We start from the raw sequence: 26,123 nt of genomic DNA, 5'->3' as shown, positions 1-26,123 counted from the left end.
GAGGTTTTAAAAACAAAAAACATGAAAATTAATACCGCCGAATTTATTATTAGTAATTCTGAAGTTGCAAAATGTCCACAGGATTTTTTGCCGGAATATGCTTTTATCGGCCGCTCAAACGTAGGGAAGTCATCGTTGATTAACATGCTTACCAATCATAAAAACTTAGCTAAAACTTCAGGAAGACCCGGAAAAACCCAATTAATCAATCACTTTAAGATTAATAACAATTGGTTTCTGGTCGATTTACCTGGTTATGGTTATGCCAAAGTATCCAAAAAAACAAAATCAGTTTTTCAGCAATTCATTACAGATTATTTTGAAACCAGAGAACAATTAGTTTGTGCTTTTGTTTTGATTGATATTCGTCATGAAGCTCAAAATATAGACATTGAATTTATGTCGTATATGGGAGAAAGTGAGATTCCGTTTTGCATTATATTCACTAAAGCAGATAAAATTAGTAAGACTAAAGTAGATTCTCATATTGCAGCATACAAAAAACAAATGTTTGCCAATAACTGGGAAGAAATGCCACACTATTTTGTAACCTCGGCTACAGAATCGATAGGAAAAGATGATGTTTTAAATTATATCGACGAAGTAAATCAGGAAGTTTTTAAAAACAGCAATAAGTTTTAAGAAACAAATTCCTAATTTAATTCCAATAAAAAATCCCAAATTCCAAGTTTAAATTGGAATTTGGGATTTTTTAAACTTTATCTTTTGAAATTTAAAATTTCTATTTTGTAAGTTCAAGTTTTTCTGCAAAATAATCACAGAAATCCTTCATTGTGTCTGACATTTTTTCGTCGTCTGTTGCGCGCTTAAAGGTATCTGACATTGCTACTAAAGTCTGGTGAAAGAAAATTTTCATTTCATCAACCGGCATATCTTTTGTCCACAAATCAATACGCATTGTTTCTTTGGCCTTGCTATCCCAAATAGACAACATAATAGCTTTTGCTTCTTCAGCCTGCACACCACCGTCTTGCGCACTCCAGGTTAATTTTTCCGGAACACGGTTTTCATCTAATTCTATATTGAATCTAATTTCTGAGTTTATTGTATCTGACATTACTTCTTAGGTTTATATTTTGATTTTTCAAAAATTTCTTTTGCGTTTATTTTTAATAATTCAGGCAATGTTACACTGCCATTGTTCTTCATGTAAGACCGCACCATTTGCCATCCGAGCCATGCACTAATTCGCCCGGGAGAATCGTTATCTATTTCTAAGTAAAATTTAGAAAACGGAGCAGGTACTATAAATCGGGTTGTTAGTTTTGGATCGTCACTGTACAGCATTTCATTTTCGATAAAAAAGCGCCACATATATGCTTCATTTTCCTGACACCATTTTATTTGTTCCGGCGTATAACCCATTTTTTCATCATCTGTATATTCAGGTAAAAGCAAATCTTTTGCATATAATTGTTTCCCTTCGAAAATCATCTGGGAAATCAAATTTTTATCCTGAAAAGCCGGAATATTTCGGTAAGCAAAACTAGAAACCACATCAGGCATTATCTGTTTCTCTTCAAAATTCTGTTTTAAATAATTTGGAAACTGATAAAATTTATGTTCTTTACCCAGATATAATTCCAAGGCAACAATTACAAGACTATCAGCATAAATCGCCTTTGCATTATAATCCATTTCCCCAATAACCGTAATCACTTTAGGTGTTTTTGTTTTTGGAAAATAATATTTTACATGCTGAAACAATTTATTAAATTCCTGACGTACCGGCTCAAAATTGGCGTATTTTTTTTGTACTTCAGTATACACTTCTTTCCAGAGTGGATCCTGCATTTTTTTCAACCAGATATTATCGTCATTACCAACCGGAAAAAAGAAAGGATATTGTCTTTTTACTTTTGCTAAATCTTCTGGTTTGGTTTCGAAAAATACCTTGTCAAAACGTTCTACTTTTATATCAACCGGGATTTCTTCGACTTCTTTTTCTACTTTGTTTTTTTGATCACAAGACAAAAAAAACAAGGACAGAACCACTATAAAGCGATAAATTTTCATTTTATTTTAATTAGATTTGTGTTGCTGGATTTTAAGTAAATGCATACTTAAAAATAATTCTGCAAATATACATCCCTGCATCTTAAAACTTGAACTATTATGGCTAAAAAAAGTACTATTCAAACAGAAAAAGTAAATGATCACATTGTAGAGTGGTTAAAAAATTATGCTAACAATGCAAAAGTAAACGGTTTTGTAATTGGAATCTCGGGCGGAGTCGACTCTGCAGTCACTTCAACCCTATGCGCACAAACCGGATTACAGGTGTTATGTGTAGAAATGCCAATTCATCAGGCTCCAAATCAAGTTTCAAGAGGGAGAGAACATATTGAACAATTAAAGAAGCGTTTTCCTAATGTTTCAAATGTAGAAACAGATTTAACTGACACTTTTGAAGCTTTTAAGAGTACTGTGCCCACATCAAAAGATTCAACAAAAGTTAATTTATCGTTAGCCAACACTCGTGCACGCCTGAGAATGACCTCTTTATATTATTTAGCCGGAATTCACGGGCTTTTAGTAGCAGGGACAGGAAATAAGGTAGAAGATTTTGGTGTAGGATTTTATACTAAATATGGAGACGGAGGAGTAGATTTAAGTCCGATTGCTGACTTAATGAAATCAGATGTTTATGCTTTGGGGGATTTTTTAGCAATTCCTGAATCAATTTTAACAGCTGCTCCTACAGATGGATTATTTGGCGATAATCGTACAGATGAAGACCAATTAGGAGCCAGTTATGACGAGCTTGAATGGGCTATGTTGGCCGCGGAGTCAGGAAATACGCCAGCTGACTTCACCGGGAGAGAAAAATCTGTCTTTGAAATTTATAATCGTTTAAACACCAGTAATAAGCACAAAATGGATCCAATTCCGGTCTGTATAATACCAAAAACGTTAAAATAAAACATTTTAACATTTGTCTGCAATTAATTACAGAATTTATTTATTAATTTTACAGTTCCAAAAACATGAACAATTCTAAAAAAGGTAAAAATTATGATTAAAGTATGTCTTGCAGACAATCATCCTGTGACTCACTTTGGCGTTAAGTCTTATTTTAAAGACCACGATCAAATTTCAATTGTTGCCAACGTAGGCAATTTTTCAATGGTTAGAGATATCCTTCAGACGAAGGAAATCGATATCCTAATTCTCGATCTAGAGCTGGAAGGTCTCTCGAGTATCTTCGAGGTCAAGTCGATCCTGAAAAATTTCCCAAAAACAAAAATTGTAATTTTTAGTGACCTCGCTGAACAAATGTATGCTCCAAATGCTATTAAAGCAGGAGTTTCCGGGTATGTGCACAAAACAGAAAAACTTGAAACTTTAGGTCTTTCTATCATTAAAGTACATGAAGGAAAAATTATCATCAACGAAACTGTGCGTAAAAACATGGCACTTATTGCTAAACAAAGCAAAAGCGAGCGTTTGTACAGAAAACTTTCAAATCGTGAGATTGAAGTATTACGTTACTTAAGCGATGGTAAAAAGAACAATGAAATCTCTAAAATCTTAAATCTGAACGAAAAAACGATCAGTACTTACAAATTAAGATTATTGACTAAATTAAATGTTACTAATTTAGTTGACTTAGTTAACAAAGCGAAGACTTTAGAAATTATTTAATGGTACCTCGACATTACTCTTCCTAGTTTTTTCGAGAATGAGTTAACTAATTTCGAGTAATCGACGACCATAGACAAAAGCTCTGTATTATCTGAATTATCAGGTTTTATAGAGCTTTTTAATTCCTGGATGATTTTATCAACCAAAAACCAGCGCATAGACATAATAGTTTCACTAACGTATTGCGCAATCGTTTCGTGTTTCATTTTTGAAAAAATGTTCTGCCCTTCCCAATCGTGAAGAGTCAAGCGTTCATCTTCCATTAAAATATCTGTAACTTCCTGAGCAAAATCAGGCTGTAAACGCATTAAATATTGCTCAAGACTGAATTTCTCATTTTGGTTGTAAAACCCAATTAAGTCCGTAAAAATATCACGGAACAAATTATTAGAAAGTTCAACCTCATCTTCCTGCAAACTCAAATAAATACGTTCGTATACTTTATATTGCCTCTTTTCAGAGACCATTACAACTTCGCCTTCGTCATTATTTTTTAAAAGTACATCTTCAAACTCTTCGGTTTTATCTCCATAAAGCAATAAAATCTCAATTACTTTTCGTTCTAAACGATAAAGAATATCTACTTTTTCTGCAGGTTCTCCTACTGGATATCCCGGTTCTCCCGGATAATCATCCGGCGGCCCATTTCTTGGATCTTCCGGATCTCCTCCTGAATAACCTGTATTTTTTGGATTTTGGTTTCTAAAAACTTCAAAAGGTTTTTGATCCTGCTTTTGTTTTTTACCAGCTTCAGCAATATCTTTTTGAATCAATTGTGCCAAAGTACTTGTAAGTACCTGCTCTGAAATGTCCATGATTCTGGCACATTCCTGAATATAGATTTCTCTTTGAATACGATCCGGTATTTTTGAAATACTATTCACCATATCCCGAATTAAATCGGCTTTTTTTATAGGATCATTTTTAGCATCTTTCATCAAGAGCGATGCCTTAAACTGTATAAAATCTTTGCTATTTTCTTCTAAATAAGCAACCAGATCGTCATGAGACGTTTTTCGTGCAAAACTGTCAGGATCTTCTCCATCAGGAAAAGCGCAAACACGAACATTCATTCCTTCTTCCAGAATTAAATCAATTCCTCGAACTGAAGCCCGCAATCCTGCAGCATCTCCATCAAAAAGAACGGTTATATTTCTGGTTAGCCTATTTACTAAACGAATCTGATCCGGCGTTAAAGCCGTTCCTGATGAAGCCACAACATTCTCGATACCAGCTTGATTAAACTGAATAACATCAGTATAACCTTCAACCAGATAACAATTGTTTTGTTTTGCTATAGATTGTTTGGCCTGAAAAATACCATAAAGCACTTTACTTTTATGGTAAATATCACTTTCCGGCGAGTTCAGGTACTTCGCCGCTTTTTTATCATTTGTTAAAATACGTCCTCCAAAACCTAAAACACGTCCGGACATACTTTCTATAGGAAACATTACACGGCCTTTAAAACGGTCAAAAGGTCGATCTTCTCTCGCAATGGTTAAACCGGTACTTTCCAGAAATTCAAGTTTATATCCTTTGCCCAAGGCTTCTTTAGTGAGTGCATCCCAGGTTTCCGGTGAATATCCTAAACTAAATTTTTTGATGGTTTCATTAGTAAAACCTCTTTCCTTAAAATACGAAAGTCCAATTGCTTTTCCTTCTTCTGAATTTAAAAGTGTTTTATGAAAATATTCTTTTGCAAATTCTGAAACCAGATACATACTTTCGCGAACATCCGTCATTGCTTTTTCAGCATCTGTTTGTTCTGTCTCTTCTATCTCAATATTGTATTTTCTTGCCAGATATCGAATGGCTTCCGGATAGGTAAACTGTGAATGTTCCATTAGAAACTTAACAGAATTCCCTCCTTTTCCGGTACTAAAATCTTTCCAGATTCCTTTTGCGGGCGACACCATAAACGACGGAGAGCGCTCATCTGAGAACGGACTTAAGCCTTTGAAGTTACTCCCGGCGCGTTTTAAATTAACAAAATCACCAATAACCTCCTCTACACGAGCAGTTTCAAAAACAGTATCAATTGTATTTTGTGAAATCAAAACGTAAAATATTTTAAAAATTTGGAGTCTGTAAAAGTACACAAATCAATATTGAAATCTGGCGATTTTGCATAAAAAAAGTGCTTCTTTTGAAGCACTTTTTCCACTAACTAATTAACCGCGTTTTTAATTCAAGTCAAAGCGTAATCCCAGCGAAATATTATTTTCTTTCACTGCATTATCCTGAAACAGCGGATTCAAATCGTACTTGGCATATAAACTAAATTCTTTGTAACCTATATAAGAACTTAATCCGTAAATAAAATTATTTACATTATAATCTCCTTTTATTGTTGTTTTATAATCTAAATCGTCTTGCTCATATTTTAGAATTTGCTTAGATTTTACATTTATTCCTGCATAACCTCCAATCCCGAAACGGAAACTTTTATGTGTTTTAAAATAGGTTTTACCATTACTAACCTGAGGTTTAGAAAAATCAAATTCTAAATGCAAAGGCAGCACTATATAAACATTTCTAAAACGAGATTCGTCTAAATTTATAGCATTTGTTTGTAAAACGGTTTGATTACCATTTACCACAAAATTTCTATTTTCTGTAGGACGAATGTTGTTGTACATTAATGAAAGTCCATATTTTGCATGCAATAAATTATCATTTTTCATTAATCTGGAATTATAGGTAAATCCCCATTCGTAAAAATGCGAACCAATAAAACTGTAATTAGAATCCTGAAGTTTGCCATCGACCATCATATTGTTTAACCCCATTGCAAATACAAATTGTGATGTGGTTCTTTTTTCGCCATGAATAGAGTCTTTATCAACATCTTTTCTTTTCCAGCTAAAGATATAAGTGTGTGTAGAATCTTGTTCTTTGATTTTTCCGTCAACTTTTTGCTGCACCAGATCATTCAGTTCATTTTGAGCCAAAGTCACTTTTTCTTCGATAATTATTGCTCTTGCTTCTGCCAGTTCTCTTTTTCGTTTATCTGCTTGTTCCTGGGTTATTTTTCCTTCAGATAATTGAACGTTTACAGCTTCAACTTCTTCTTTTAAAGCTGATTTTTCTTCTTTAGTAATCTTCTCTATCTTATTGGCAATTTTTTTCGCTCTTGATTCAAAGGTTTCCTGTCCCAGAACTTTGCTGACAAATAAAAAGATTAGGATTACGAGATAAATGGTAAAATTTTTCATGTTGATTGATTTAAATTTGATTGATGATTTTGTTAATGATTAATTGTTGATTGTGTTACTCCGTTTTCTTTCTTCTATTTTCTTTACTCTTTCTTCTTTCTTCTTTCTTCTTTCTTCTTTCTTCTTTCTTCTATTTTCTATTTTCTTACTCCTGCTGATTTCGATTCGCCAAAGCCACTTTTACTGTTTGATAATTTTTATTGACTTTTGTAATCATTTTTTCCCTAAAAGAAAGTTCTAATTCTCCGTCGACCTGGTTAAGTAAATCACTAGCATTGATTTTTACTTTTGATTTTGTTTTTACTGTATTTTCAGCAATAACTGTCTTCTCAGCCGATTCTAATAATTGATCTGTGTTTTCATTTTTAGACGTTTGAATAATTGAAGTTTTAGTAGCAATGGATTGTTTTTCTGGATTGTTTTTGATGATGATTGAAGACTCCGCTATTTGATTTGATTCATTTTTAATAGTTTTATTTAGTTTTGGATTATGATTTTTTTCTTTTAATGCCGAGTTATGAACTGAAGGTTTTTCTGAAATTGCAACTTGTGTTTTAACAGAATCCATTATGTTTAGGGTTGGTTTAACAATAGTATCTTTATTTACATTCTCTTCTTGTGTTGCAACATTGTTTTTTGGCGTTTCAACAACACTTTTGTTTCGATTAAAAAAGAAAGTTCCAACCAATAAAAACCCAACAATACTTGCTGCTATGTAAAGCCACTTTCTGTCTTTTTTAGGTTTTTTCTTTTCAGCAACACTCAACATCGCATCTAATCGATCCCAGGCTTTGTCGCTTGGTTCAATTTTGCGTTGATTTAGTTTTTCACGGAAATCCTTTTCAAAATTATTCGGTTCCATTATCTTGTTTTTTTAATATATTAATTTGTGTTTGCAGCATCTTTCTTGCGTGCGATAATTGCGATTTTGATGTTCCTTCGTTAATTCCCAGCATCTTTGCAATTTCATTATGTTTATATCCTTCAATGGCATATAAATTAAAAACCATCTTATATCCGTCAGGCAAAGCATCTATTAAAAACTGAATCTGATCTGTAGAAAACTGACTATCAATTGCATTAAAACTTTCTTCGACATATATTTCATCTTCAGTAAACTTTACTTTTTTCTGAACCCTTAAATATGATATGCATTCATTAACCATAATCCTGCGTATCCAGCCTTCAAAACTCCCTTTATGTTCAAACTTATTTAAGTTGGTAAACACTTTCATAAAGGCTGTTATCATTACATCTTCGGCTAATTGAATGTCCTTAATATATTGTCGGCAAACACTTAACATTTTCGATGAAAACCTGCTATAAATTTGCTGTTGTGCTTGTCGATTATGCTCGACAGCCAACTTTATAATTTCGGTTTCTTCTTGATGTAAATGAATAATTTTCATTAATAAGCTTCGGTTTTGGTTTAGTAACGATCTTCTATTAGCATAGACGATTTACGTTTTAAAATGGTTGCATGTGAAAGAAAAAAAATCAATAAAGTCTTCAAGCTTCGGGCAAAAATCCCAAGAACACAACAACAAATAACTGATTTACAAAACATTGAAAACAATTATCTAATTAACAAATTTTCTAATTATTTTCTTCATTGAGGCAAGTTAATCTAATTCGACCCTAATAGAAAATAAAAAAACCTTGCAATATTATACATATCGTAAGGTTTCTCAATAAAGATATTTTCAAAAGCAATTGTTGATTTAAATTTTACCAACCGCCGCCTCCACCGCCTCCACCGCCACCGCCGGAGCTTCCGCCACCAGAGCTCCCGCTGCTCCAACTTCCGCTACTTCCGCTGGAACTGCTTGATGAAGAACCTGATGATGCAGGAGGATTTGGATTAACTCCTGCCGTATTTACAGAATTCCCAAAAGTCGACAGGAACATTGCCGGTTGTCTATAAAATGTATCATCGCCCTGATACCAAGCAGGATCATACTTGGCCAATTCTAAAATTTCTGCAAATTGTTTTCCCCATTCTATCTCGACTCCCAATGCGATAGCATACGGAAATAATTTCTCGAATAATTGCGGAGTAAGTTCAGGAGGGTTGAGCATGTTCATTCGACTTTTCTCTGCCGTTTGCATGTAAAGCTTAAATCCTTCTAATCGATGTAATGCTTCAGCACCTTTTTGTGTATACTTTCCTAATGTCTTCACATAAATTATATACATGATAAAAACAACTCCAATGACAATCATTTGTAAGGCGCTTAAAAAAGCAATCGAGATAAAAAATATTGCCACTGCCGGAGCAAAAACAAAAAAGCCCAAAATAGCTCTTAGAATTAGCAATCCTGTACCTTTCTCTTTTTTTGTAAACCAATACGTTAATCCTGCAACCGCAATAATCAATCCTGTATAAAAAGGATAACTAATATACCCTTTGTTATTGGAGAGTAACTCATAAGCAAGTCCGGCAATTAGAAAAACAGCAAAACCAATCCATTTTTTTTGAGTATTATTTTGATAAAACTCATCTAAGTTTATTTGTTTAGTTACTGTTTTTAGCCACTTAGAATATGCCTTTTCAAAAATCTTATAATTAGAATCTTCTACTTTTATCTTCTCCTTTTTAACAAAACCACTTACTATATCTGATTCCTCCGTGCTTAAGCCTTTTGATTGCTTATTTAAAACTTCTATCTCATAAGTATGTTTATCTTTAAAAACACCATTTTCTAATGCAGACAAAATTCTAATTACACCTTTTACCGAAATATTAATAACAGACGACATATAGGTTTTGTCTGTAACTTTTTTGTGATATACATATCCTGTAATTGCAGGAGACCAATCAAAAGGAGGCGTGAACTCAGGCATTAATGTTTTTTTAACCGGATCTTTACCGTATTTCTTCCAACTGAAAAAGAAGAAAAGTGCCATTCCTATTCCATAAATAACAGACCACAAATTTGTTTTTATTTTTTTATAAAAAGAACTCGATTCCTGTAAAAAAGTGGGAGGATCTACTATTCCTTTCGCAAATGATGCCGCAACTGTCAAACCTTCTTTTGGTCCAAGTTGTACTGCGGTAAAACTCACAATATTATGTTTATCGTTTAAGGAATTCACACAATTTGAATCCTTAGATCCTGACAATCCGGTATAACAATATAAATTTTTAAATTTATCATCTGACGGAAGAGAGATCTGGCAACTTGCTTTATCTATTGGAAGATTCCATCCATTTCCGGTTACATTCCAATACAACTCATCATATTGATCAAAATACCCAATCTGAAACGGAACCGTATAGCTAATTTGATAGTCATATATACCACTTTCTAAATCAACATCCTTATCACCTATATAAATCTTCCAGTCACCGGATTCTTCTTTTGTAAAATACTTTTCAGTAACTCCATCTTTTTTTATGGCGCTTATAGTGTATTTCACATCTATTTGTGTACCATCTTTATCTTGTCTTGTTAAGGGCAAAACCCTTAAAAGCCCATGTCTAAAAACATTACCTTCTGCATATATAGAAATATTTTCGACAACATTAATAATACCGGATTTTTGAATTTGAATTTTGACATCAAAATTTAAAATTCTTTCCTGAGCGTTTGCCTGATAAACTAAAACAGAAAACAGAACAAACAATATTTTTCTTAGCATCATATTACAATACAATTAAAACTGAACTTTAGGAGTTTCTCTCTGTTTTTCATCTTCTAATTCGAGGAAGTTTTTCTTTGGAAAACCAAATGAATTAGCCACCAGATTACCCGGAAAAGATTCTACAGCTATGTTGTAATCCCTGACAGTTGCATTATAATATCGTTTTGATCGTTCGATTTCAGTTTCGATTTCGGTTAATTCTTCCTGCAGACTTAAAAAATTGGTATTCGCTTTTAGATCAGGATAATTTTCTGCCAATGCAAAAATAGTTCCTACTGCATTACCTATTTTTTTATCAAGTTGTAATTTTTCGTCAGCACCTGGTGCACTTAAAGCCTGATTACGAAGATTTACAATATTGGCGAGGGTTTCTTTTTCATGAGTTAAATATCCTTTTACGGTTTCTACGAGATTCGGAATTAAATCAAATCGTTTTTTTAGGATAACATCAATTCCGCTTAAAGCTTCTTCAAGCATATTGCGTTTAGATACAAAACTGTTATAAAGTATTATAAGATAAATACCCAGAACTACAACTACGGCAAGTATTATAAGTAAAATAATCATATTTCATTATTAAATTAAAGTCCAATTTAACAATAAAAATATTAAGAATTGATGGTGAGATTATTTTTTTCTCTCGATCACGTAGTTTACCATTAAAGTTAATGCTGCTTTAAATTCAGAATCAGGGAAGATTTCCAATAATGAAAGTGCTTCCTGTTGAAATTGCACCATTTTATTTTCGGCGTAAGTCAAACCATTATTATTTTTGACAAAGGCAATTACTTCTTTGACACGCTTTTTGTCTTTATTGTGGTTTTTGATGGAGTTTATCAGCCACTTTTTTTCTTGTGGAGTACAAGTATTTAAAACATGAATTAAAGGCAAAGTCATTTTTTGTTCCTTAATATCGATTCCGGTTGGTTTGCCAATAGCTTCTTCACTATAATCGAATAAATCGTCTTTAATTTGAAAAGCCATTCCGATAAGTTCTCCAAACTTTCTCATATTTTCTACCTGAATATCATCCTCAATTACAGATTTTGCGCCAAGAGCACAACAAGCAGCAATAAGTGTTGCTGTTTTCTTTCGGATGATTTCATAATAAACATCTTCGGTAATATCAAGCCTTCTTGCTTTTTCGATTTGTAGCAATTCGCCTTCACTCATTTCACGAACTGCAACTGAAATGATTCTGAGCAAATCAAAATCACCATTATCTATAGAAAGCAATAATCCTTTAGACAATAAATAATCTCCCACTAAAACGGCAATTTTATTTTTCCAGAGTGCATTGATCGAGAAAAATCCTCTGCGGCGATTACTATCATCGACCACATCATCATGTACTAAAGTTGCAGTATGTATTAGCTCAATTACAGAAGCTCCACGGTATGTTCTTTCGTTTACAGTTCCTGCAGAAACCATTTTAGCCGTTAAAAAAACAAACATCGGCCGCATTTGTTTTCCTTTTCGGTTTACAATATAATAGGTAATACGGTTAAGCAATGCAACCTTTGAGGTCATCGATTCATGGAACTTTTTTTCAAAAAGTTCCATCTCGTTAAAGATGGGCTGTTTTATTTGAGAAGTAATATTCATTTCGATCCCAAATATACTATTTTAAATAAAAAAACGTTGTGTATTTTACATTAGTATATCAATAATTTATGTAATAATTAAGAAATAACGTTTAAAACATTCTCTGTTTAAAGACTAATTTGAATACAATACTTAAAGCAAAATCAGGAAAACAATTTAATTATAAATTAAGTTGAAAAATAAGAATCCTTTTTGCCCAAAAAAGCATTAAGAACAAGATCAACTCTCGTTTTTAATGCTTTTCGTTTATTTGATACTATAACATGTAGTCCCTACGGGACATATTCTCTTTCTGTATGAGTATTTTTTTCTACCAATATTTAATTACTAACGGAATATATCCCGGAGAGATTAAATCTTGCCAGACAAATACTTCTAATTACCTATCCTTCTTTATTGGCCAATTGTCCGCAGGCAGCATCAATATCTTTTCCGCGGCTGCGACGTACTTTAACTACTACTCCAATATTTTCCAGCGCTTTTATATAAGCCATAATAGATTCTTCTGAAGCTTGCTGGAATTCTCCGTCATCAATTGGGTTATACTCAATTAGATTTACTTTACAAGGCACGTATTTACAGAATTTAACCAATGCATCAATCGAAGCTTTATCATCATTGATGCCTTTCCAGACCACATATTCGTATGAAATCTTATTTTTTGTTTTCCTGTACCAGTATTCTAATGATTCTCTTAAATCTGCTAATGGAAAGTTTTTACTAAAAGGCATAATTCGAGCTCGGATTTCATCAATAGCCGAATGTAAAGAAACCGCCAATTTGAATTTTACATCATCATCAGCCATTTTTTTAATCATTTTCGGGATTCCTGAAGTCGAAACCATAATGCGTTTTGGTGACATTCCCAAACCTTCGGGTGATGTAATCATATCAATAGCTTTAATGACGTTATTATAATTCATCAAAGGTTCTCCCATTCCCATAAAAACAATGTTCGAAAGCGGATGATTGTGATACAAACGACTTTCTTTATCAATTGCAATAACCTGATCGTAGATTTCTCCCGGTTCCAGATTTCGCATTCTTTTTAAACGTGATGTAGCACAAAAATTACAGTCTAAACTACAACCTACCTGACTTGAAACACAAGCTGTTGTTCTGGTATCTGTGGGAATTAAAACTGACTCTACTACTAAACCATCATGTAAACGAACTGCATTTTTTACTGTTCCGTCACTACTGCGCTGCATGGTATCAACCTTAATATGATTGATAACAAAATTGTCTTCGAGCATAGAACGAGTTGTTTTGGCAACATTCGTCATATCATCAAAGCTATGTGCTCCTTTGCTCCATAACCATTCATAGACTTGATTTCCACGAAAAGCTTTGTCATTATTAGCAACAAAAAAATCGCGCAACTGGTCTTTTGATAGGGCTCGTATATCTTTTTTCTCAATTTGCATGGTGCAAAGTTACTACTTTTTTTCTTAAAACTTTCTTCGATATATTGTGGCTTAACACCTATAAATACTCGTTTTCTATTTTACTGCCAAACAATTTTCCTTAAGAATATGTCCTGAAAAAAATCATTCTAATAATTATAGGTATTTAATAATTTTCAAACCATGATTTTTATCATTCTCTGTTTTATGTGTTCGCAATAAATTTGATCTAAGAAAATAAAGAAAGCCTTTTAATTCTAACAAAAGCTTGATTGAATTATAGTTTTCCTTATTCCAAAACAAATAAATACCATCAAAATGAAAACAATTAAATCAATTTTATTGACAGTGCTTTTTACAACATTGTCATTTCAGACAAATGCACAAAGAAACTATACTGTGGCAAGATCAAGTTTTGAGGTTGCCGGAACGTCAAATGTGCATGATTGGGTAATGAAATCTACAGAAGGAAATGTGACAGCCAATTTAACTGTTATAGATTCTAAACTAACCGATATAAACAACTTAGCTGTTACATTATTAGCAGAAAGCATAAAAAGCAGTAAAACAAGCATGGATGATGTTGCTTATGAAACACTGGATACAAAAACACACAAAAATATTAAGTACGTTTTAAAATCTGCAAATAAAGTAAACGAAACTACCTGGAATTTAATTGGAACTTATACCATTGCAGGAACAAGTAAAGATTACAGAACTGTGGTAAATGTGACGGCAAGTAACGGGAACTTTACTTTAAGGGGATCTAACCAAATAACTTTTGCAGATTTTGGCATGTCACCTCCAACAGCAGCTCTTGGTGTTGTTAGAGCAGGAAAAGACTTAACTATGATTTTTAATATTACTTTAAGTGAATTAAACATGAGAGGATCTTTAACACAAAATTGATCCTTGTAATTAAAACAGTAAATTTAAAAAAGCAGCTATTTGACAAAAATCAAAATAGCTGCTTTTTTTTGTTGACCATTTTAATAGAAATGAAAACGTTATAGTTATTAATTACGAATTTAATAAAATTTTAACAATGACTTTTATCATAATAATTCGTTAATGATCCCCATATATTTGATACAAGTTAAAGACATATTAGTACTAAAAATAAAATTGACTTCAGGAACTTAACATCTCAAATAAATAGAATTATGAAAGCAACAAGCATAAAATTATTAGCCTTAGTTATTACTTTTTTAGGAATAACCTCATTTGCAACTGCGCAAAAAAATTATACTCTCGAAGGTCAATCCACATTTTCGGTTTCAGGCACATCTACCTTACATGACTGGGAAATGAAATCAAGTTCCGGAACCGGAAACGCAAACCTGACAATTGCCAATTCTAAACTAACTGCTATAGAGTCTTTATCCATAAACCTTTTAGCAGAAAGTATTAAAAGTGAGAAAAAAAGCATGGATAAAGTGGCTTATGAAACCTTAAAAACTGATAAAAACAAAAACATCAAATATGTTCTTAAATCTGCCGAAAAAGTAAATGAAACCACTTGGGAATTAACCGGTACTTATACTATTGCCGGAGTTAGCAAAGTACTTAAAACTACTGTAAAAACAACGGTTACCAAAGACGGACTAAACGTGCAGGGATCAAACAAAATCACTTTTACAGATTTTGGGATGAAATCTCCAACTGCCATGCTAGGAACTATTAAAACCGGACAAGATTTAACCCTGAAATTTAATTTAAACTTTAATTTATAAACGCCATGAAAAAAATCTATCTGTTATTTATAGCATTAACAAGCACATTTGCTGCTAATGCACAACTTAGCTTTGGACACATCCAGAACCAGGTTCCCCGCGATCAAAGAGCCATTAATGTATTTGATGTTAGAAAAGATACCACTGCTTATAAAGGTATTAGTGTCGACCTGGGTGGTGCATTTGCACTACAATTTCAGGCAATCAACTCCTTCAATGATCAGAGAGATTTAACCGGTGCAAACGCTGGTTACAGATTAAACAATCTAACTAATGACTTTAATTTACCTAATGCTAATATGACAATAGGAGCACAATTAGCAGATGGTGTACGCGTAAACTTAGACATTTATCTTGCTTCAAGACACCATCATGAAACCTGGGTACAAGGTGGGTACTTGCAAATTGACAAATTAGATTTTATTAAAAAAGGTTTTCTTGAAGATGTTATGAAATACACTACCATCAAGATAGGTCAAATGGAGAACAATTATGGTGATGCGCATTTTAGAAGAAGTAACAACGCTTATACCATCACGAACCCTTTTATTGGAAACAATATTATGGATGCTTTTACTACCGAAATGGGAGCCGAAGTATACTATAACAGAAGCGGTTTTGTAAGCATGATTGGGGTAACAAACTCTAAATTAAATCAAAATGTACAAGAAGTTATTCCGGGACCTGTTACGGCAATTACTCCAGATCAAAATACAACTATTAGCCCAACAATATTAGCTAAATTAGGTTGGGACAAACAAATTGACAGCGATTTAAGAATCAGATTAACCGGATCTTATTATCATACAGCAAATTCTAGTGGAAACTTATATTCTTCTGACAGAGCTGGAAGCCGTTTCTATAGTGTGATGACACACGCAGGAACAATTGGTTACCCAAGTACAAATATTTTAGACTCTGAAAGTAATAAAGATACCGGTAGATTTAATCCGGGATTTGGAAACTGGGCGACTTCTTACATGGTCAATCCTTTTGTAAAATATAAAGGCTTTGAATTCTTTGGTACTTTAGAATTTGCTTCAGGAGGTGATTACAAAGGAACAGATGATACACGTAACATTAATCAATACGTGGGAGATTTAGTATATCGTTTTGGAAGTCATGAAAACTTATATGTAGGCGCTAAATACAACTTAGTAGATGGTAAACTAAAAAATTCTGATGCCGAAGCTGTTCAGGTAAATAGGTTTGAAGCTGCTGCAGGTTGGTTCATGACTAAAAATATCCTCGCAAAACTTTCATACATACAACAAAACTACAAAAACTACCAACAATTTGGCAATGTAGGCGGCGTATTAATGCCTAATGATTTATATGGAGGAAAATTTGAAGGACTAATGTTTGAAGCAACAATTTCATTCTAAAAAAAATGAAAACGAGATTTTCAATCTTAATTATGGGTTTAGCAATTTTCTTTTTTTTGGGAAGTGCTAAACCCATTTTTTTAGCCGAAGATATAACCTTGGTAATAAATAAAATTAAAATAGAAATTACCGGAATATCAACTGTAGGCAAGTACAATTGCTCTAATACCTTTTTGATAAAAGATACAATATTCATAAATTCAGTTAAAAAAAACACTTTTACCACCGAGATTAAAATGTCTAATTTTGATTGTGGCAACAAAATAATGACAAAAGATTTACAAGGTACAGTGAAGGTTAAAAAATTTCCAAACAGTACTGTTTCTATAACAGATATTAAGCCAAGCGGCAAAAACTATAAATGCAATCTCATTTTTTTTATTACCGACAAAACACTGAAATATAAAGATTTTATTTTATACACTACTAATAATAAAATTGAAGGAAGCCTTAATCTGAAATTCTCTGATCTTGAAATGGAAGCTCCCGTAAAAATGGCCGGCCTGATAAAGGTTAAGGATGAAATCGTAATTAATTTTAGTTTATACAAAAACTAAGTTCAAAAAAGCTCCGGTAATTTTTTATAAAATTTAATTTTCCCGTTTTCAAGTCTTGCGAAACGAGAAGAATTAACAGACCTTCTTTAAGTCTGAAAAAAGTTTACAGCTAATTTTAAAATTACATTTTTTGGCACGAGAATTGTCTTTCTCTCGACAGAAAGATAATCTTACAAAGAGCTCAATCATTTAAAAATGTGTATCTTTATTTTTCAGCTTTATAACCTTTAAATTTTATCAACCTAAAAAAAATTATTGATCATGAAAAAACAAATTTTAAGCTTAGCTGTTATGGCTTTATTAGCATTCGCTGTTCAATCTTGCGAAAAGAAAGAGCCAAAACCGGGAGAAGACGAATTAACTCTTGGAAACAAAGTTGATACTTTGACAACTGATATTGAAGAAGTAAAAGACAGCGCAGTTATAAAAGCCGAAGATGCAGCTGCAAAAGCTAAAGAAGCTTCACAAAATGCTGCTCAGGACGTAAAAGACGCAACTAAAAAAGCCGCTGAAGATGTAAAAGATGCGACTAAAAAGGGTGCTGAAAAAGTAGAAAATGCTGCTAAAGCTGCCAAAGACGGAACGGTAAAAACAGCCAAAGAAGTAAATGAAGCTTTGAAAAAATAATTCTGTTTGAATTCAAAATTTAAACCATTCCGTAAAACGAATGGTTTTTTTATGCAAAAAAGCGAAGCGATATTTTTTGTATTTTTGCTTTTAAAATTTAGAAGACATAACATGCATTTTATATCACAAGACTTAGAAGATTATATCGAACAGCATTCTGAAAACGAACCGGAATTATTAGCAAAACTCAACAAAGAAACCTACCAGAAAATACTTTTGCCAAGAATGCTAAGCGGGCATTTTCAGGGACGCGTTTTAAGCATGTTATCAAAATTAATTCGCCCGGTTAATATTCTTGAAATTGGTACTTATACCGGTTATGCAGCTTTGTGCTTGTGCGAAGGAATGCAGGAAAACGGACAATTACATACTATTGATATCAAAGAGGAACTCGTCGATTTTCAGCGTAAATATTTTGATGCATCGCCTTGGGGAAAACAAATTTTTCAACATTTAGGCGAAGCAGTGGATATAATCCCAAATCTGGATGTAAAATTTGACTTGGTATTTATTGATGCCGATAAAGAGAATTACCTTAATTATTGGGAAATGATTGTTCCGAAAATGAATAAAGGCGGAATCATTTTATCTGATAATGTTCTGTGGAGCGGAAAAATACTGGAACCTGTTCACCCAAATGATGTTAGTACAAAAGTGCTTTTAGAATACAACCTGCTTTTAAAAAATGATCCAAGAGTAGAAACGGTTTTATTACCAATTCGCGATGGTTTAACAGTTAGTAGAGTGCTTTAAAAAAGGTTCTAAGTTTCTGAGACACTAAGATTCTAAGTTTTTTTTTCGTTTTTACCCAAATGCTTTAGAGTCAATTCTGTCATTTCGAATGAGAGAGAAATCGCACTAGTTGATCGACAAAGAGCAACCACATTCTATACATAATTTCTTGTACTTTCTCTCTTCGTTAGAAATGACAAATCTGGTCTAAAAATAAAAAAACATTAATTTTAAATAGCATCCTGCTTTAGCTGGACGTAAATAGATAATATTAAGAGGCTTTAGCCAAAACATTATGTGTTTTGACTAAAGCCTTTTTTACTAGGTTGAATTTTTAATCCTCAAACTAAAGCAGGAAGTAATTCAAAAACTGATATATAATTTGATCTTAATTTTCTTTTGAAACCTGGAATCCTAGCCCGGATAGAATTGTAAATCCTTTTGTGCCGGTCCCGAGGCTTCGGGAGCGGAAATAGCTCCTGAAAATTATCCCGGGAAATATTGGGGTTTTAATTTTCGATATACCAAATACAATAATGATCCAAAAAGAGCTCCGAAGAAATACCCCGTAAGGATATCTCCCGGATAATGCAATCCCAGATAAATCCTGCTGTAGGCGAAAATTAACGGCCATAAAAACAAGAATCCCAAATACTTGAAATGGCGTTTTAGAATCAGGAACAAAAAAGTTGCTACTGCCATTGTATTAGCTGCATGTCCGGAGAAAAAACTATAAGATTGTCTGACTTGAACAACACGAATAATAGAATTTATTTCAGGGTTATTACAAGGACGCAAACGCTGAAAAGTATGTTTAAACAAATTTGTTGTCTGATCTGTAAAAGCAATAAGAATCGCAATAAAAAGCAGTAAATACAAGGTTTGTTTTCCTCCTATTTTTTTATAAATAAGATAAAATAAGAATAAAAAAAATGGAGTCCAATACAATTGATTGGTAATAAAGAGCCAAAATTTATCGTAGGTTTCAGATCCTAAACTGTTTAAATATACCAATAATCTGGTATCTAATTCTAGTATTTTTTCAAGCATTATAGTTGGCGTTTTACAGGTCCTGAGATAGAATCAATATCTTCTTTTACCTTATCTATTTCTGTAGCTGTATCTCCTAATATATTATTAGTTGAATCACTTAATAAGTTTGCTTTTGCATCATTTATTTGCGCATTGATATTACCCGTGATATCTGTCAGGGATCTTGTGTCAAGACCATTGGCCTCAGCTCCTTTCTGAATTTCACTTTTAATATCATTGGTCGCATTTTTTAATTGTGCCATAGCTTTTCCCATTGTACGGGCAATTTCAGGCACTTTATCTGAGCCAAAAAGCATTAGTACTATAAACAGTATAAAAACTAATTCTCCTCCTCCTATACCAAACATATCTTTTATTTTTGTGTGACAACAAAGATATTAAATTTTGAAGTGCACAGTTTTAAAATTTACTTAAAAAAAAAGACTCTTTTCAGAGTCTTTCGTGTTTGTTTTTAGTCAAATTTTGATTTTTGTTCAACTTTTGGCCATGAATTATTTGTTACATCAATATCAGCAGTCATTAATTTTGGATCTATCTGAATGCTTTTTATCGCTTTTGAAGTTGCATAAACTTTCTTCGCAGATTCATTGCTTTTTCTCCAGATTTGAGCCGGATATTGATAGTTGTCTTTTGTTCCGTCTTCATAGGTAATTTCAACAAGAATTGGCATTATCATTCCGCCTGGCTTATTAAACTCTACTTCATAGAAATATTTAGGCGCTTTTAATTCTGCTTTTTCCTCAGCTGTAAAAGTCTCTCTTATATAATCAGCCAAAGGTTTTATATCTTCTATTTTTAAGGCTTTTTTGTTTGATGAACTTACCTCAGCATTATCTCCGGCAACTAAATAAACGAATGGCCCTTTCTCAACACCAAAACGTCCTTTTTTCACTTTTACATCTTTAATATCTGTTGTTGGAGTTTCAGAAACATAATATTGTTTTACATCTTTGATACCAATATCTACAAAATCAGTTGAATAAAACCATCCTCTAAAAAACCAGTCTAAATCTACAGCAGAAGCATCTTCCATCGTTCTAAAGAAATCTTCAGGTGTTGGATGTTTAAATTTCCATCTGTTTGCGTATGTTTTAAAAGCATAATCAAACAATTCTCTTCCCATTACTACTTCTCTCAAAATATTAAGTCCTGTAGCAGGTTTTCCGTAAGCATTATTTCCAAATTGGTGGATTGTTTCAGAGTTTGACATAATTGGCTCTAAAAACTTTTGATCTCCGCTCATATAAGGAACTATATTTTTTGCAGGACCACGTCTTGAAGGAAAGTTTGGATCTAATTCCTGTTCTGCCAAATATTCTAAAAACGAGTTTAATCCTTCATCCATCCAGGTCCATTGACGCTCATCAGAGTTTACAATCATTGGAAAAAAAGTGTGTCCTACTTCATGAATTACAACACCAATCATTCCGTTTTTAACTTCTTTACTGGTAACTCCATTTTCGTCCGGGCGACCAAAATTCCAACAAATCATAGGATATTCCATTCCTTGATCTTCTGCAGAAACTGATACTGCTTTTGGATAAGGATAATCGAATGTATGAGAGGAATAGCTTTTTAAAGTATGTGCTACAACCATTGTTGATGTTTCTCCCCAAAGCGGATTTGCTTCTTTTGGATAAACAGATTCAGCCATAACTACTCTGTTGCCAATTTTTACGGCCATTGCATCATAAATGAATTTTCTTGAAGAAGCAATTCCGAAATCACGTACATTTTTCGCACTGAATTTCCATGTTTTTTTCTTTTCAGAGAAACCTTTTTCTGCAGCTTCTGCCTCGGCTTGCGTTACAATTACAACAGGCTTATCAAATGATTTTTGAGCTTGTTCGTAACGTTTTACCTGTTCTGGTGTAAAAACTTCGCTTCTGTTTGTTAATTCTCCTGTAGCATCAATTACGTGATCTGCAGGAACGGTAATATTTACATCAAAATTACCAAAAGGCAATGCAAATTCCCCACTTCCCCAGAACTGCATATTCTGCCAGCCTTCGACATCATTGTATACAGCCATTCTTGGGTAAAACTGAGCGATTACATATAATTTATTTCCGTCTTTCTCGAACAATTCATAACCTGAACGTCCGCCTTCTTTTCTGTAATTATTAACATTATACCACCATTTTATAGCCAGTGAAATTTTTTCACCCGGTTTTAACGGAGTTACCAAATTGATACGCATCATGGTTTCGTTGATGGTATATGACATTGAATTTCCTTTTGCGTCTTTTACTTGTTCAATATTAAAACCACGCTCAAGATCCTTCTTTAGATATTTACTTGAGAAACCATCAAGAGGTAAAACGGGATTGATTTTTTCGCTTTCTGCCAGTGATGTCTGCGTTTTTGCTTTAGCTTGATTTTGGTCTAACTGAATCCATAAATATTCTAAACTATCCGGTGAATTATTAGAATATGTAATAACTTCAGAACCATTTATTTTTGAATTTTTATCATCTAATTCAATATCGATTTTATAATCTGCCTGTTGTTGATAATACGCTGGTCCCGGAGCTCCAGATGCTGTACGAAACATATTAGGTGTTGCCAGCAAATCATACATTTGGCTAAATTTGTTTGTATCGTACTTCCCTTGTTGTTTTGGGGCAACTGTTTTCTCCTGAGCGATTAAGATTGCAGGAAAAATCAATAATAATGAAAGTTTTTTCATAAATTTTTAATAGTAATTTTGTCAGGCTGTGAAAATAATAATTAAAATAACAATCTTATATAATATTTAATACTTTAACACTTCTTTCCTTGAAGATTCTGTAAAGAGAACACTCTTTTTAACACCAAATGCTGAAATATGTGTAATGTTTTGCTGTTCAGCATTCCAATCAACTAAAACCGTATTTGAGATTTCGATTGTTTTAAATTTCTCGATATTATTTATTCGGGAATAACAAACTAAAACATCACCGGCTTCTACTTCTTTAGATAAAAAAGTAATGGGTTTAGACTGACCATTTATTTTTATAGTAAAATTCTCAGACAGATATTTCTTCAATAAATCAATATCAGCTTGTGTTTCTTTATCGGTACCAACGAAAGTTTTTTGATGATACTTCTTTTCCATCCCGTTATTCAAATCATCGATAAAAATTCGGGAAGTAATTTGAATCATTTTCTTTTCGGCCGCATAATTGACCTGAAAAATTCCCATATAAAATTTATGGAATGAAAAAGAAGAAAGCGATAAAAATAATATCGCAATTAAAGGATAGATTACTCTATTTTTCATTTTGCAGAAACATTCACTTTTTTGAATTCCTTATTTTTAGTAATCAGGAAATCCATTAATTCAAATTTTTGATCAGGATCAAGATGTCTTTTTGATTCCGGGTCATTGGAGCAATACATCAGGAACAATTCAATTTCATCTTCTTTCAGCCCTAATGTTTTCGTAAAAAAATCGGGTTGAAAATTTGCTCTGGAATATTCTATAAAAGCCATATCTGATATAACCTCTTCTTTTACCTCATCATTTTTAGAAAGAAGTTTTTTAACATCTTTAAAAATTCGAACAAAATCAGTTCCGTATTTAATGGTCTGATCAGAATACATTACCGTATTTTTTGCTGTAGATTGCTTATCGTCTTCAAACTGCATATCTACAATTTTTTGCGATCCGCCACTAAGTGATTTCACTTTAAGATCCTTATGAACCAAAACTTCTTTAAGCTCATTGCTTACCAAATTAAGAGGCACTGAAAAAAGAACTTCTGCGCAATCTTTCTCTGTTAAAATAATTTTCTTTGATTGAAATGCTAATCCTGTAAATAACAAAGTATCTTTAGGTCTTGCCATAATATCAAACAATCCGTTTGTACCAATAAAGGTCCTCACATTGGCATTTATATTCATTACATAACCGCTTTCGATTGCTAAAGTATTATTAACTGCCTGACCATGTAACGGCTTTCTTGAATTTTGCCCAAGTACAACCTGGCAAATTAAGCATACAACGAGTATTCCTAGTTTATTTTTCATTTTCGAGAATTGTTAAATATTTTCGTGCTAAATCTGTGATTAAAAACATACTCATTGTTTTGTTCTTAGTATCCAAAGATACAGCAAATTCGGCATCATCTACACAATATAATTGAAATCCTTTGATATCTTCCGCAGGAATTTTCAATCTTTCTGTATAATAATTCTCATCAAAAAGGTATTCTATTTTTCTAAAAAGCATCTCTTTTTTCTCGACATTCACCTCTTTTTTAAGCATTGCGGTTCGTCCGGAAATTTTATTAAGTAACTTATCTACAGAGGTTGAAGTTGCTGTATATACTTTTCTTTCTGCTGGAGTATATTTTTTTTGACCATATGGGATAATTCCTAAATTTTCAGCTGTAACATTCGCATTTTCATTTACAATTACTTCTTTCAATTCCACCTCTTTAGCGGTCATTTTGACTACAATAGAACTCACATTTAAATCTTCGGCTGTAATGCGGCGTTTGACCGGATCCAGATTAACGGCTGAAAAAACCAAAACATCTCCTTCTTTTACAACAATAGAAAACATTCCGCCTGCATCAGAAACGGCGGTAACCTGGGTAGTATTATTAATAATATTTACTCCTTCAACATTCGATGATTCTTCAAATATTTGTCCTGAAATTTCTTTGTAGAGAGTTTTTTGTCCAAAACCAAACTGAACAATCAATAAAAAAAATATAATATGTAAAATGTTATTTATTCTCACTTGCTAGTATTTCTTTATATTTAACAGCCAATTCTCCTAATAAAAACTCTGTAGATGTTTTATTTTTAGAATTCAAAATCACTGTGAATTTATCATTTTCGACTGCATAATATTCAAATCCTTTTACATATTCTGCCGGAATTTTTAATCGGTCAATAAAATGCTCGAGCGTAAACATACGCTCTAAAAGCTTCATAAAAAACTCTTTTTTCTCAACAGCAACTTCTTTTTTAAGCATTGCTGTACGACCTGAGAAAAAATTCAATAAAGGATCTGCAGAAATTGAACCTCCAGCCATTGTACCAGCATTTGCCGTTGCGTTTAACGCCGTAGCTGTATGCAATTTTCTCTCGGCCTCTGTATACGTTTTTTGATCACCAGGGATAATTCCCAAAGAAACAGCATTGATTCCGCTATAATTTCTAACCACAACTTCCTGCAATTGATGCATAACCATAGTAAGTTTTACGGTAAAATTAATGTCTGAAAAATTTTCAGGTGTCAGCAAAACCCTATTTTCCTTGAATTGTATCGACGAAAAAACAAGCATTTCCCCTGGTTTTGCAGTAATCGAAAAAGCTCCTGAAGCATCTGTTGTTGTCATAACTTCGGTTTGAGCATTTACAACATACACCCCTTCTAAATCAGAAGCACCGGAAACAATTCGTCCGTTTATAATAGAACTGTCCTGATTTTGTGACCAGCCGTTTTGACTCAAAACAACAATCAAAAAACATAAAATTTTAGTAGTCAAAGTAGCAAAAAATTAGATTTATTCTTAAAAGTGTAAAAATATCTTAATGCACTCCAAATTTAGTATTAAGGACTTGGTAAAAATATGTTAATTAAAACTCATTTGCGCATCGCAAAAAAAGAGTTTTTAATATCTTTAACCTAAACAATCTGAGTTATTTTTTTATGAAAAGCATTATTATTGCCAGCACATCTACATTACACGAAGGCAGCTATTTAGAATACCTACTACCTACTTTACAATCGCATTTTAAAAACTGCAAAAGTATTTTATTTATTCCGTTTGCAAGACCAAGTGGTATTTCGCACGATGAGTACACCAAGAAAGTTGCACAGGCATTTGCATCAATAAACATTTCTGTAAAGGGAATTCATGAATTTGACAATGCAGAAAATGCCATAAAAAATGCCGAAGGAATATTTACCGGAGGAGGAAATACTTTTTTATTGGTTACCCAATTATACAAACACAATATCATGCAAGTTCTTGCAGAAACGGTAAAAAACGGAACTCCTTATTTAGGAACCAGCGCCGGCAGCAATATTTGCGGTTTATCGATGCAAACCACAAACGATATGCCTATTATTTACCCGCCAAGTTTTCAGACATTAGGATTAATTCCTTTTAATTTAAATCCTCATTATTTAGATCCTGACACACAATCTAAACATATGGGAGAAACACGAGAAACCAGAATTAAGGAATTTCATGCCTTTAATGCTATTCCTGTTTTAGGACTAAGAGAAGGAAGCTGGCTTGAAGTAAAAGGAGAAAAAATCACGCTAAAAGGAAGCCTATCTGCTCGTTTATTTTTACAAAACGAAGCCCCAAAAGAATTAGAAACAGAAAGCGATTTAAGCAATCTAAAATAATTTTTCTTACCATTAAGATATTAAGTTTATTAAGGATTGAACTTATTTTTTTTAATATCTTAATGGTTCAAAAATATAAAGACAAAAAAAATCCCCAAACAAATTGTTTGAGGATTTTGAAGAGCGAAAGACGAGGCTCGA

The 26,123-nt window shown here is 32.9% G+C and carries 27 protein-coding genes; 10 read left to right on the top strand and 17 right to left on the bottom strand.

The genetic code is table 11. The annotated features are described in order from the left end of the window. Positions 1–21 precede the first annotated feature (21 nt). Positions 22–642 (top strand): ribosome biogenesis GTP-binding protein YihA/YsxC, encoded by a 621-nt coding sequence (yihA, locus tag BXU01_RS13035; RefSeq protein WP_083693597.1) that lies wholly within the window; start codon positions 22–24, stop codon positions 640–642. A gap of 100 nt (positions 643–742) precedes the next feature. Here the strand turns inward: yihA and gldC are convergent, their stop codons facing one another. Next, positions 743–1,078, bottom strand: coding sequence for a gliding motility protein GldC (gldC, locus tag BXU01_RS13030; protein ID WP_029273283.1), 336 nt, complete (start codon positions 1,076–1,078; stop codon positions 743–745). After that, positions 1,078–2,037 carry a gliding motility lipoprotein GldB gene (gldB, locus tag BXU01_RS13025; protein ID WP_083693596.1) on the bottom strand — a complete coding sequence of 320 codons (960 nt, stop codon included), beginning with the start codon at positions 2,035–2,037 and terminating at the stop codon, positions 1,078–1,080. Before gldB ends, gldC begins: the two co-directional genes overlap by 1 nt. A 99-nt stretch (positions 2,038–2,136) precedes the next feature. Here gldB and nadE point away from each other — a divergent pair, with 99 nt between their 5' ends. Then, the gene (nadE, locus tag BXU01_RS13020; RefSeq protein ID WP_083693595.1) at positions 2,137–2,943 is read left to right on the top strand and encodes an NAD(+) synthase; all 807 of its coding nucleotides are present in this window, start codon (positions 2,137–2,139) and stop codon (positions 2,941–2,943) included. Positions 2,944–3,036: 93 nt separating this feature from the next. Beyond that, positions 3,037–3,666, top strand: a complete 630-nt coding sequence (locus tag BXU01_RS13015; RefSeq protein WP_026730588.1) for a response regulator transcription factor — start codon at positions 3,037–3,039, stop codon at positions 3,664–3,666. Here the strand turns inward: BXU01_RS13015 and dnaG are convergent. The 8 genes from dnaG to rlmN all read right to left on the bottom strand — a co-directional run bounded on the left by dnaG (position 3,663) and on the right by rlmN (position 13,561). Continuing rightward, a complete protein-coding gene (gene dnaG, locus BXU01_RS13010; protein WP_083693594.1) occupies positions 3,663–5,726 on the bottom strand; it encodes a DNA primase in 2,064 nt (687 codons plus the stop codon). The two genes, BXU01_RS13015 and dnaG, sit on opposite strands and share 4 nt — an antisense overlap. A gap of 126 nt (positions 5,727–5,852) precedes the next feature. Next, positions 5,853–6,884: a hypothetical protein gene (locus tag BXU01_RS13005; RefSeq protein ID WP_083693593.1), complete on the bottom strand. Its 1,032-nt coding sequence runs from the start codon at positions 6,882–6,884 to the stop codon at positions 5,853–5,855. Between the two features lie 145 nt (positions 6,885–7,029). Then, entirely contained in the window at positions 7,030–7,746 is a 717-nt protein-coding gene (locus BXU01_RS13000; protein WP_083693592.1) for a hypothetical protein, read from the bottom strand. Continuing rightward, positions 7,733–8,293: an RNA polymerase sigma factor gene (locus BXU01_RS12995; protein WP_083693591.1), complete on the bottom strand. Its 561-nt coding sequence runs from the start codon at positions 8,291–8,293 to the stop codon at positions 7,733–7,735. The genes BXU01_RS13000 and BXU01_RS12995 overlap by 14 nt, the downstream gene beginning before the upstream one ends. A 319-nt stretch (positions 8,294–8,612) precedes the next feature. Further along, on the bottom strand, positions 8,613–10,529 hold the full coding sequence (locus tag BXU01_RS12990; RefSeq protein ID WP_083693590.1) for a DUF2207 domain-containing protein: 1,917 nt from the start codon (positions 10,527–10,529) through the stop codon (positions 8,613–8,615). Positions 10,530–10,541: 12 nt separating this feature from the next. Continuing rightward, entirely contained in the window at positions 10,542–11,096 is a 555-nt protein-coding gene (locus BXU01_RS12985) for a LemA family protein (RefSeq protein ID WP_083693589.1), read from the bottom strand. 60 nt (positions 11,097–11,156) lie between these two features. Then, positions 11,157–12,134 (bottom strand): polyprenyl synthetase family protein, encoded by a 978-nt coding sequence (locus BXU01_RS12980; RefSeq protein WP_083693588.1) that lies wholly within the window; start codon positions 12,132–12,134, stop codon positions 11,157–11,159. 383 nt (positions 12,135–12,517) lie between these two features. Further along, a complete protein-coding gene (gene rlmN / locus BXU01_RS12975) occupies positions 12,518–13,561 on the bottom strand; it encodes a 23S rRNA (adenine(2503)-C(2))-methyltransferase RlmN (protein WP_055094993.1) in 1,044 nt (347 codons plus the stop codon). Between the two features lie 297 nt (positions 13,562–13,858). On the opposite strand from rlmN, the gene BXU01_RS12970 reads away from it, so the two are divergent. From BXU01_RS12970 to BXU01_RS12945, 6 genes are all read left to right on the top strand, one after another. Then, on the top strand, positions 13,859–14,449 hold the full coding sequence (locus BXU01_RS12970) for a YceI family protein (RefSeq protein WP_083693587.1): 591 nt from the start codon (positions 13,859–13,861) through the stop codon (positions 14,447–14,449). A gap of 254 nt (positions 14,450–14,703) precedes the next feature. Continuing rightward, positions 14,704–15,273: a YceI family protein gene (locus BXU01_RS12965; protein WP_083693586.1), complete on the top strand. Its 570-nt coding sequence runs from the start codon at positions 14,704–14,706 to the stop codon at positions 15,271–15,273. Positions 15,274–15,278: 5 nt separating this feature from the next. Further along, positions 15,279–16,658, top strand: a complete 1,380-nt coding sequence (locus BXU01_RS12960) for a hypothetical protein (protein WP_083693585.1) — start codon at positions 15,279–15,281, stop codon at positions 16,656–16,658. A gap of 5 nt (positions 16,659–16,663) precedes the next feature. Next, a complete protein-coding gene (locus BXU01_RS12955; protein WP_083693584.1) occupies positions 16,664–17,215 on the top strand; it encodes a hypothetical protein in 552 nt (183 codons plus the stop codon). Positions 17,216–17,476: 261 nt separating this feature from the next. Continuing rightward, positions 17,477–17,842 carry a hypothetical protein gene (locus BXU01_RS12950; RefSeq protein WP_083693583.1) on the top strand — a complete coding sequence of 122 codons (366 nt, stop codon included), beginning with the start codon at positions 17,477–17,479 and terminating at the stop codon, positions 17,840–17,842. 111 nt (positions 17,843–17,953) lie between these two features. Next, on the top strand, positions 17,954–18,595 hold the full coding sequence (locus BXU01_RS12945) for an O-methyltransferase (RefSeq protein ID WP_055095169.1): 642 nt from the start codon (positions 17,954–17,956) through the stop codon (positions 18,593–18,595). A 465-nt stretch (positions 18,596–19,060) separates the two neighbouring features. Here the strand turns inward: BXU01_RS12945 and BXU01_RS12940 are convergent, their stop codons facing one another. The 7 genes from BXU01_RS12940 to BXU01_RS12910 all read right to left on the bottom strand — a co-directional run bounded on the left by BXU01_RS12940 (position 19,061) and on the right by BXU01_RS12910 (position 25,110). Further along, positions 19,061–19,624 carry a phosphatase PAP2 family protein gene (locus BXU01_RS12940; RefSeq protein ID WP_083693582.1) on the bottom strand — a complete coding sequence of 188 codons (564 nt, stop codon included), beginning with the start codon at positions 19,622–19,624 and terminating at the stop codon, positions 19,061–19,063. Beyond that, complete coding sequence (locus BXU01_RS12935) at positions 19,624–19,974, bottom strand: twin-arginine translocase TatA/TatE family subunit (RefSeq protein WP_083693581.1); 351 nt, start codon at positions 19,972–19,974, stop codon at positions 19,624–19,626. Before BXU01_RS12935 ends, BXU01_RS12940 begins: the two co-directional genes overlap by 1 nt. Positions 19,975–20,078: 104 nt before the next feature. Beyond that, positions 20,079–22,316 carry a M1 family metallopeptidase gene (locus BXU01_RS12930; protein WP_083693580.1) on the bottom strand — a complete coding sequence of 746 codons (2,238 nt, stop codon included), beginning with the start codon at positions 22,314–22,316 and terminating at the stop codon, positions 20,079–20,081. 66 nt (positions 22,317–22,382) lie between these two features. Then, complete coding sequence (locus BXU01_RS12925) at positions 22,383–22,889, bottom strand: DUF6702 family protein (protein WP_083693579.1); 507 nt, start codon at positions 22,887–22,889, stop codon at positions 22,383–22,385. After that, complete coding sequence (locus BXU01_RS12920) at positions 22,886–23,638, bottom strand: hypothetical protein (protein ID WP_083693578.1); 753 nt, start codon at positions 23,636–23,638, stop codon at positions 22,886–22,888. Before BXU01_RS12920 ends, BXU01_RS12925 begins: the two co-directional genes overlap by 4 nt. Beyond that, on the bottom strand, positions 23,628–24,356 hold the full coding sequence (locus BXU01_RS12915; protein ID WP_255373761.1) for a carboxypeptidase-like regulatory domain-containing protein: 729 nt from the start codon (positions 24,354–24,356) through the stop codon (positions 23,628–23,630). Before BXU01_RS12915 ends, BXU01_RS12920 begins: the two co-directional genes overlap by 11 nt. Continuing rightward, the gene (locus BXU01_RS12910; RefSeq protein ID WP_083693576.1) at positions 24,343–25,110 is read right to left on the bottom strand and encodes a carboxypeptidase-like regulatory domain-containing protein; all 768 of its coding nucleotides are present in this window, start codon (positions 25,108–25,110) and stop codon (positions 24,343–24,345) included. The genes BXU01_RS12915 and BXU01_RS12910 overlap by 14 nt, the downstream gene beginning before the upstream one ends. A 164-nt stretch (positions 25,111–25,274) precedes the next feature. Between BXU01_RS12910 and pepE the strand changes: the two genes are divergently transcribed. After that, positions 25,275–25,982: a dipeptidase PepE gene (gene pepE, locus BXU01_RS12905; protein ID WP_123774033.1), complete on the top strand. Its 708-nt coding sequence runs from the start codon at positions 25,275–25,277 to the stop codon at positions 25,980–25,982. Positions 25,983–26,123 lie beyond the last annotated feature (141 nt).

It is taken from the genome of [Flexibacter] sp. ATCC 35103, from assembly GCF_001975985.1.
GTDB lineage: Bacteria > Bacteroidota > Bacteroidia > Flavobacteriales > Flavobacteriaceae > Flavobacterium.
This window is presented reverse-complemented; position numbering and strand designations above follow the sequence as displayed.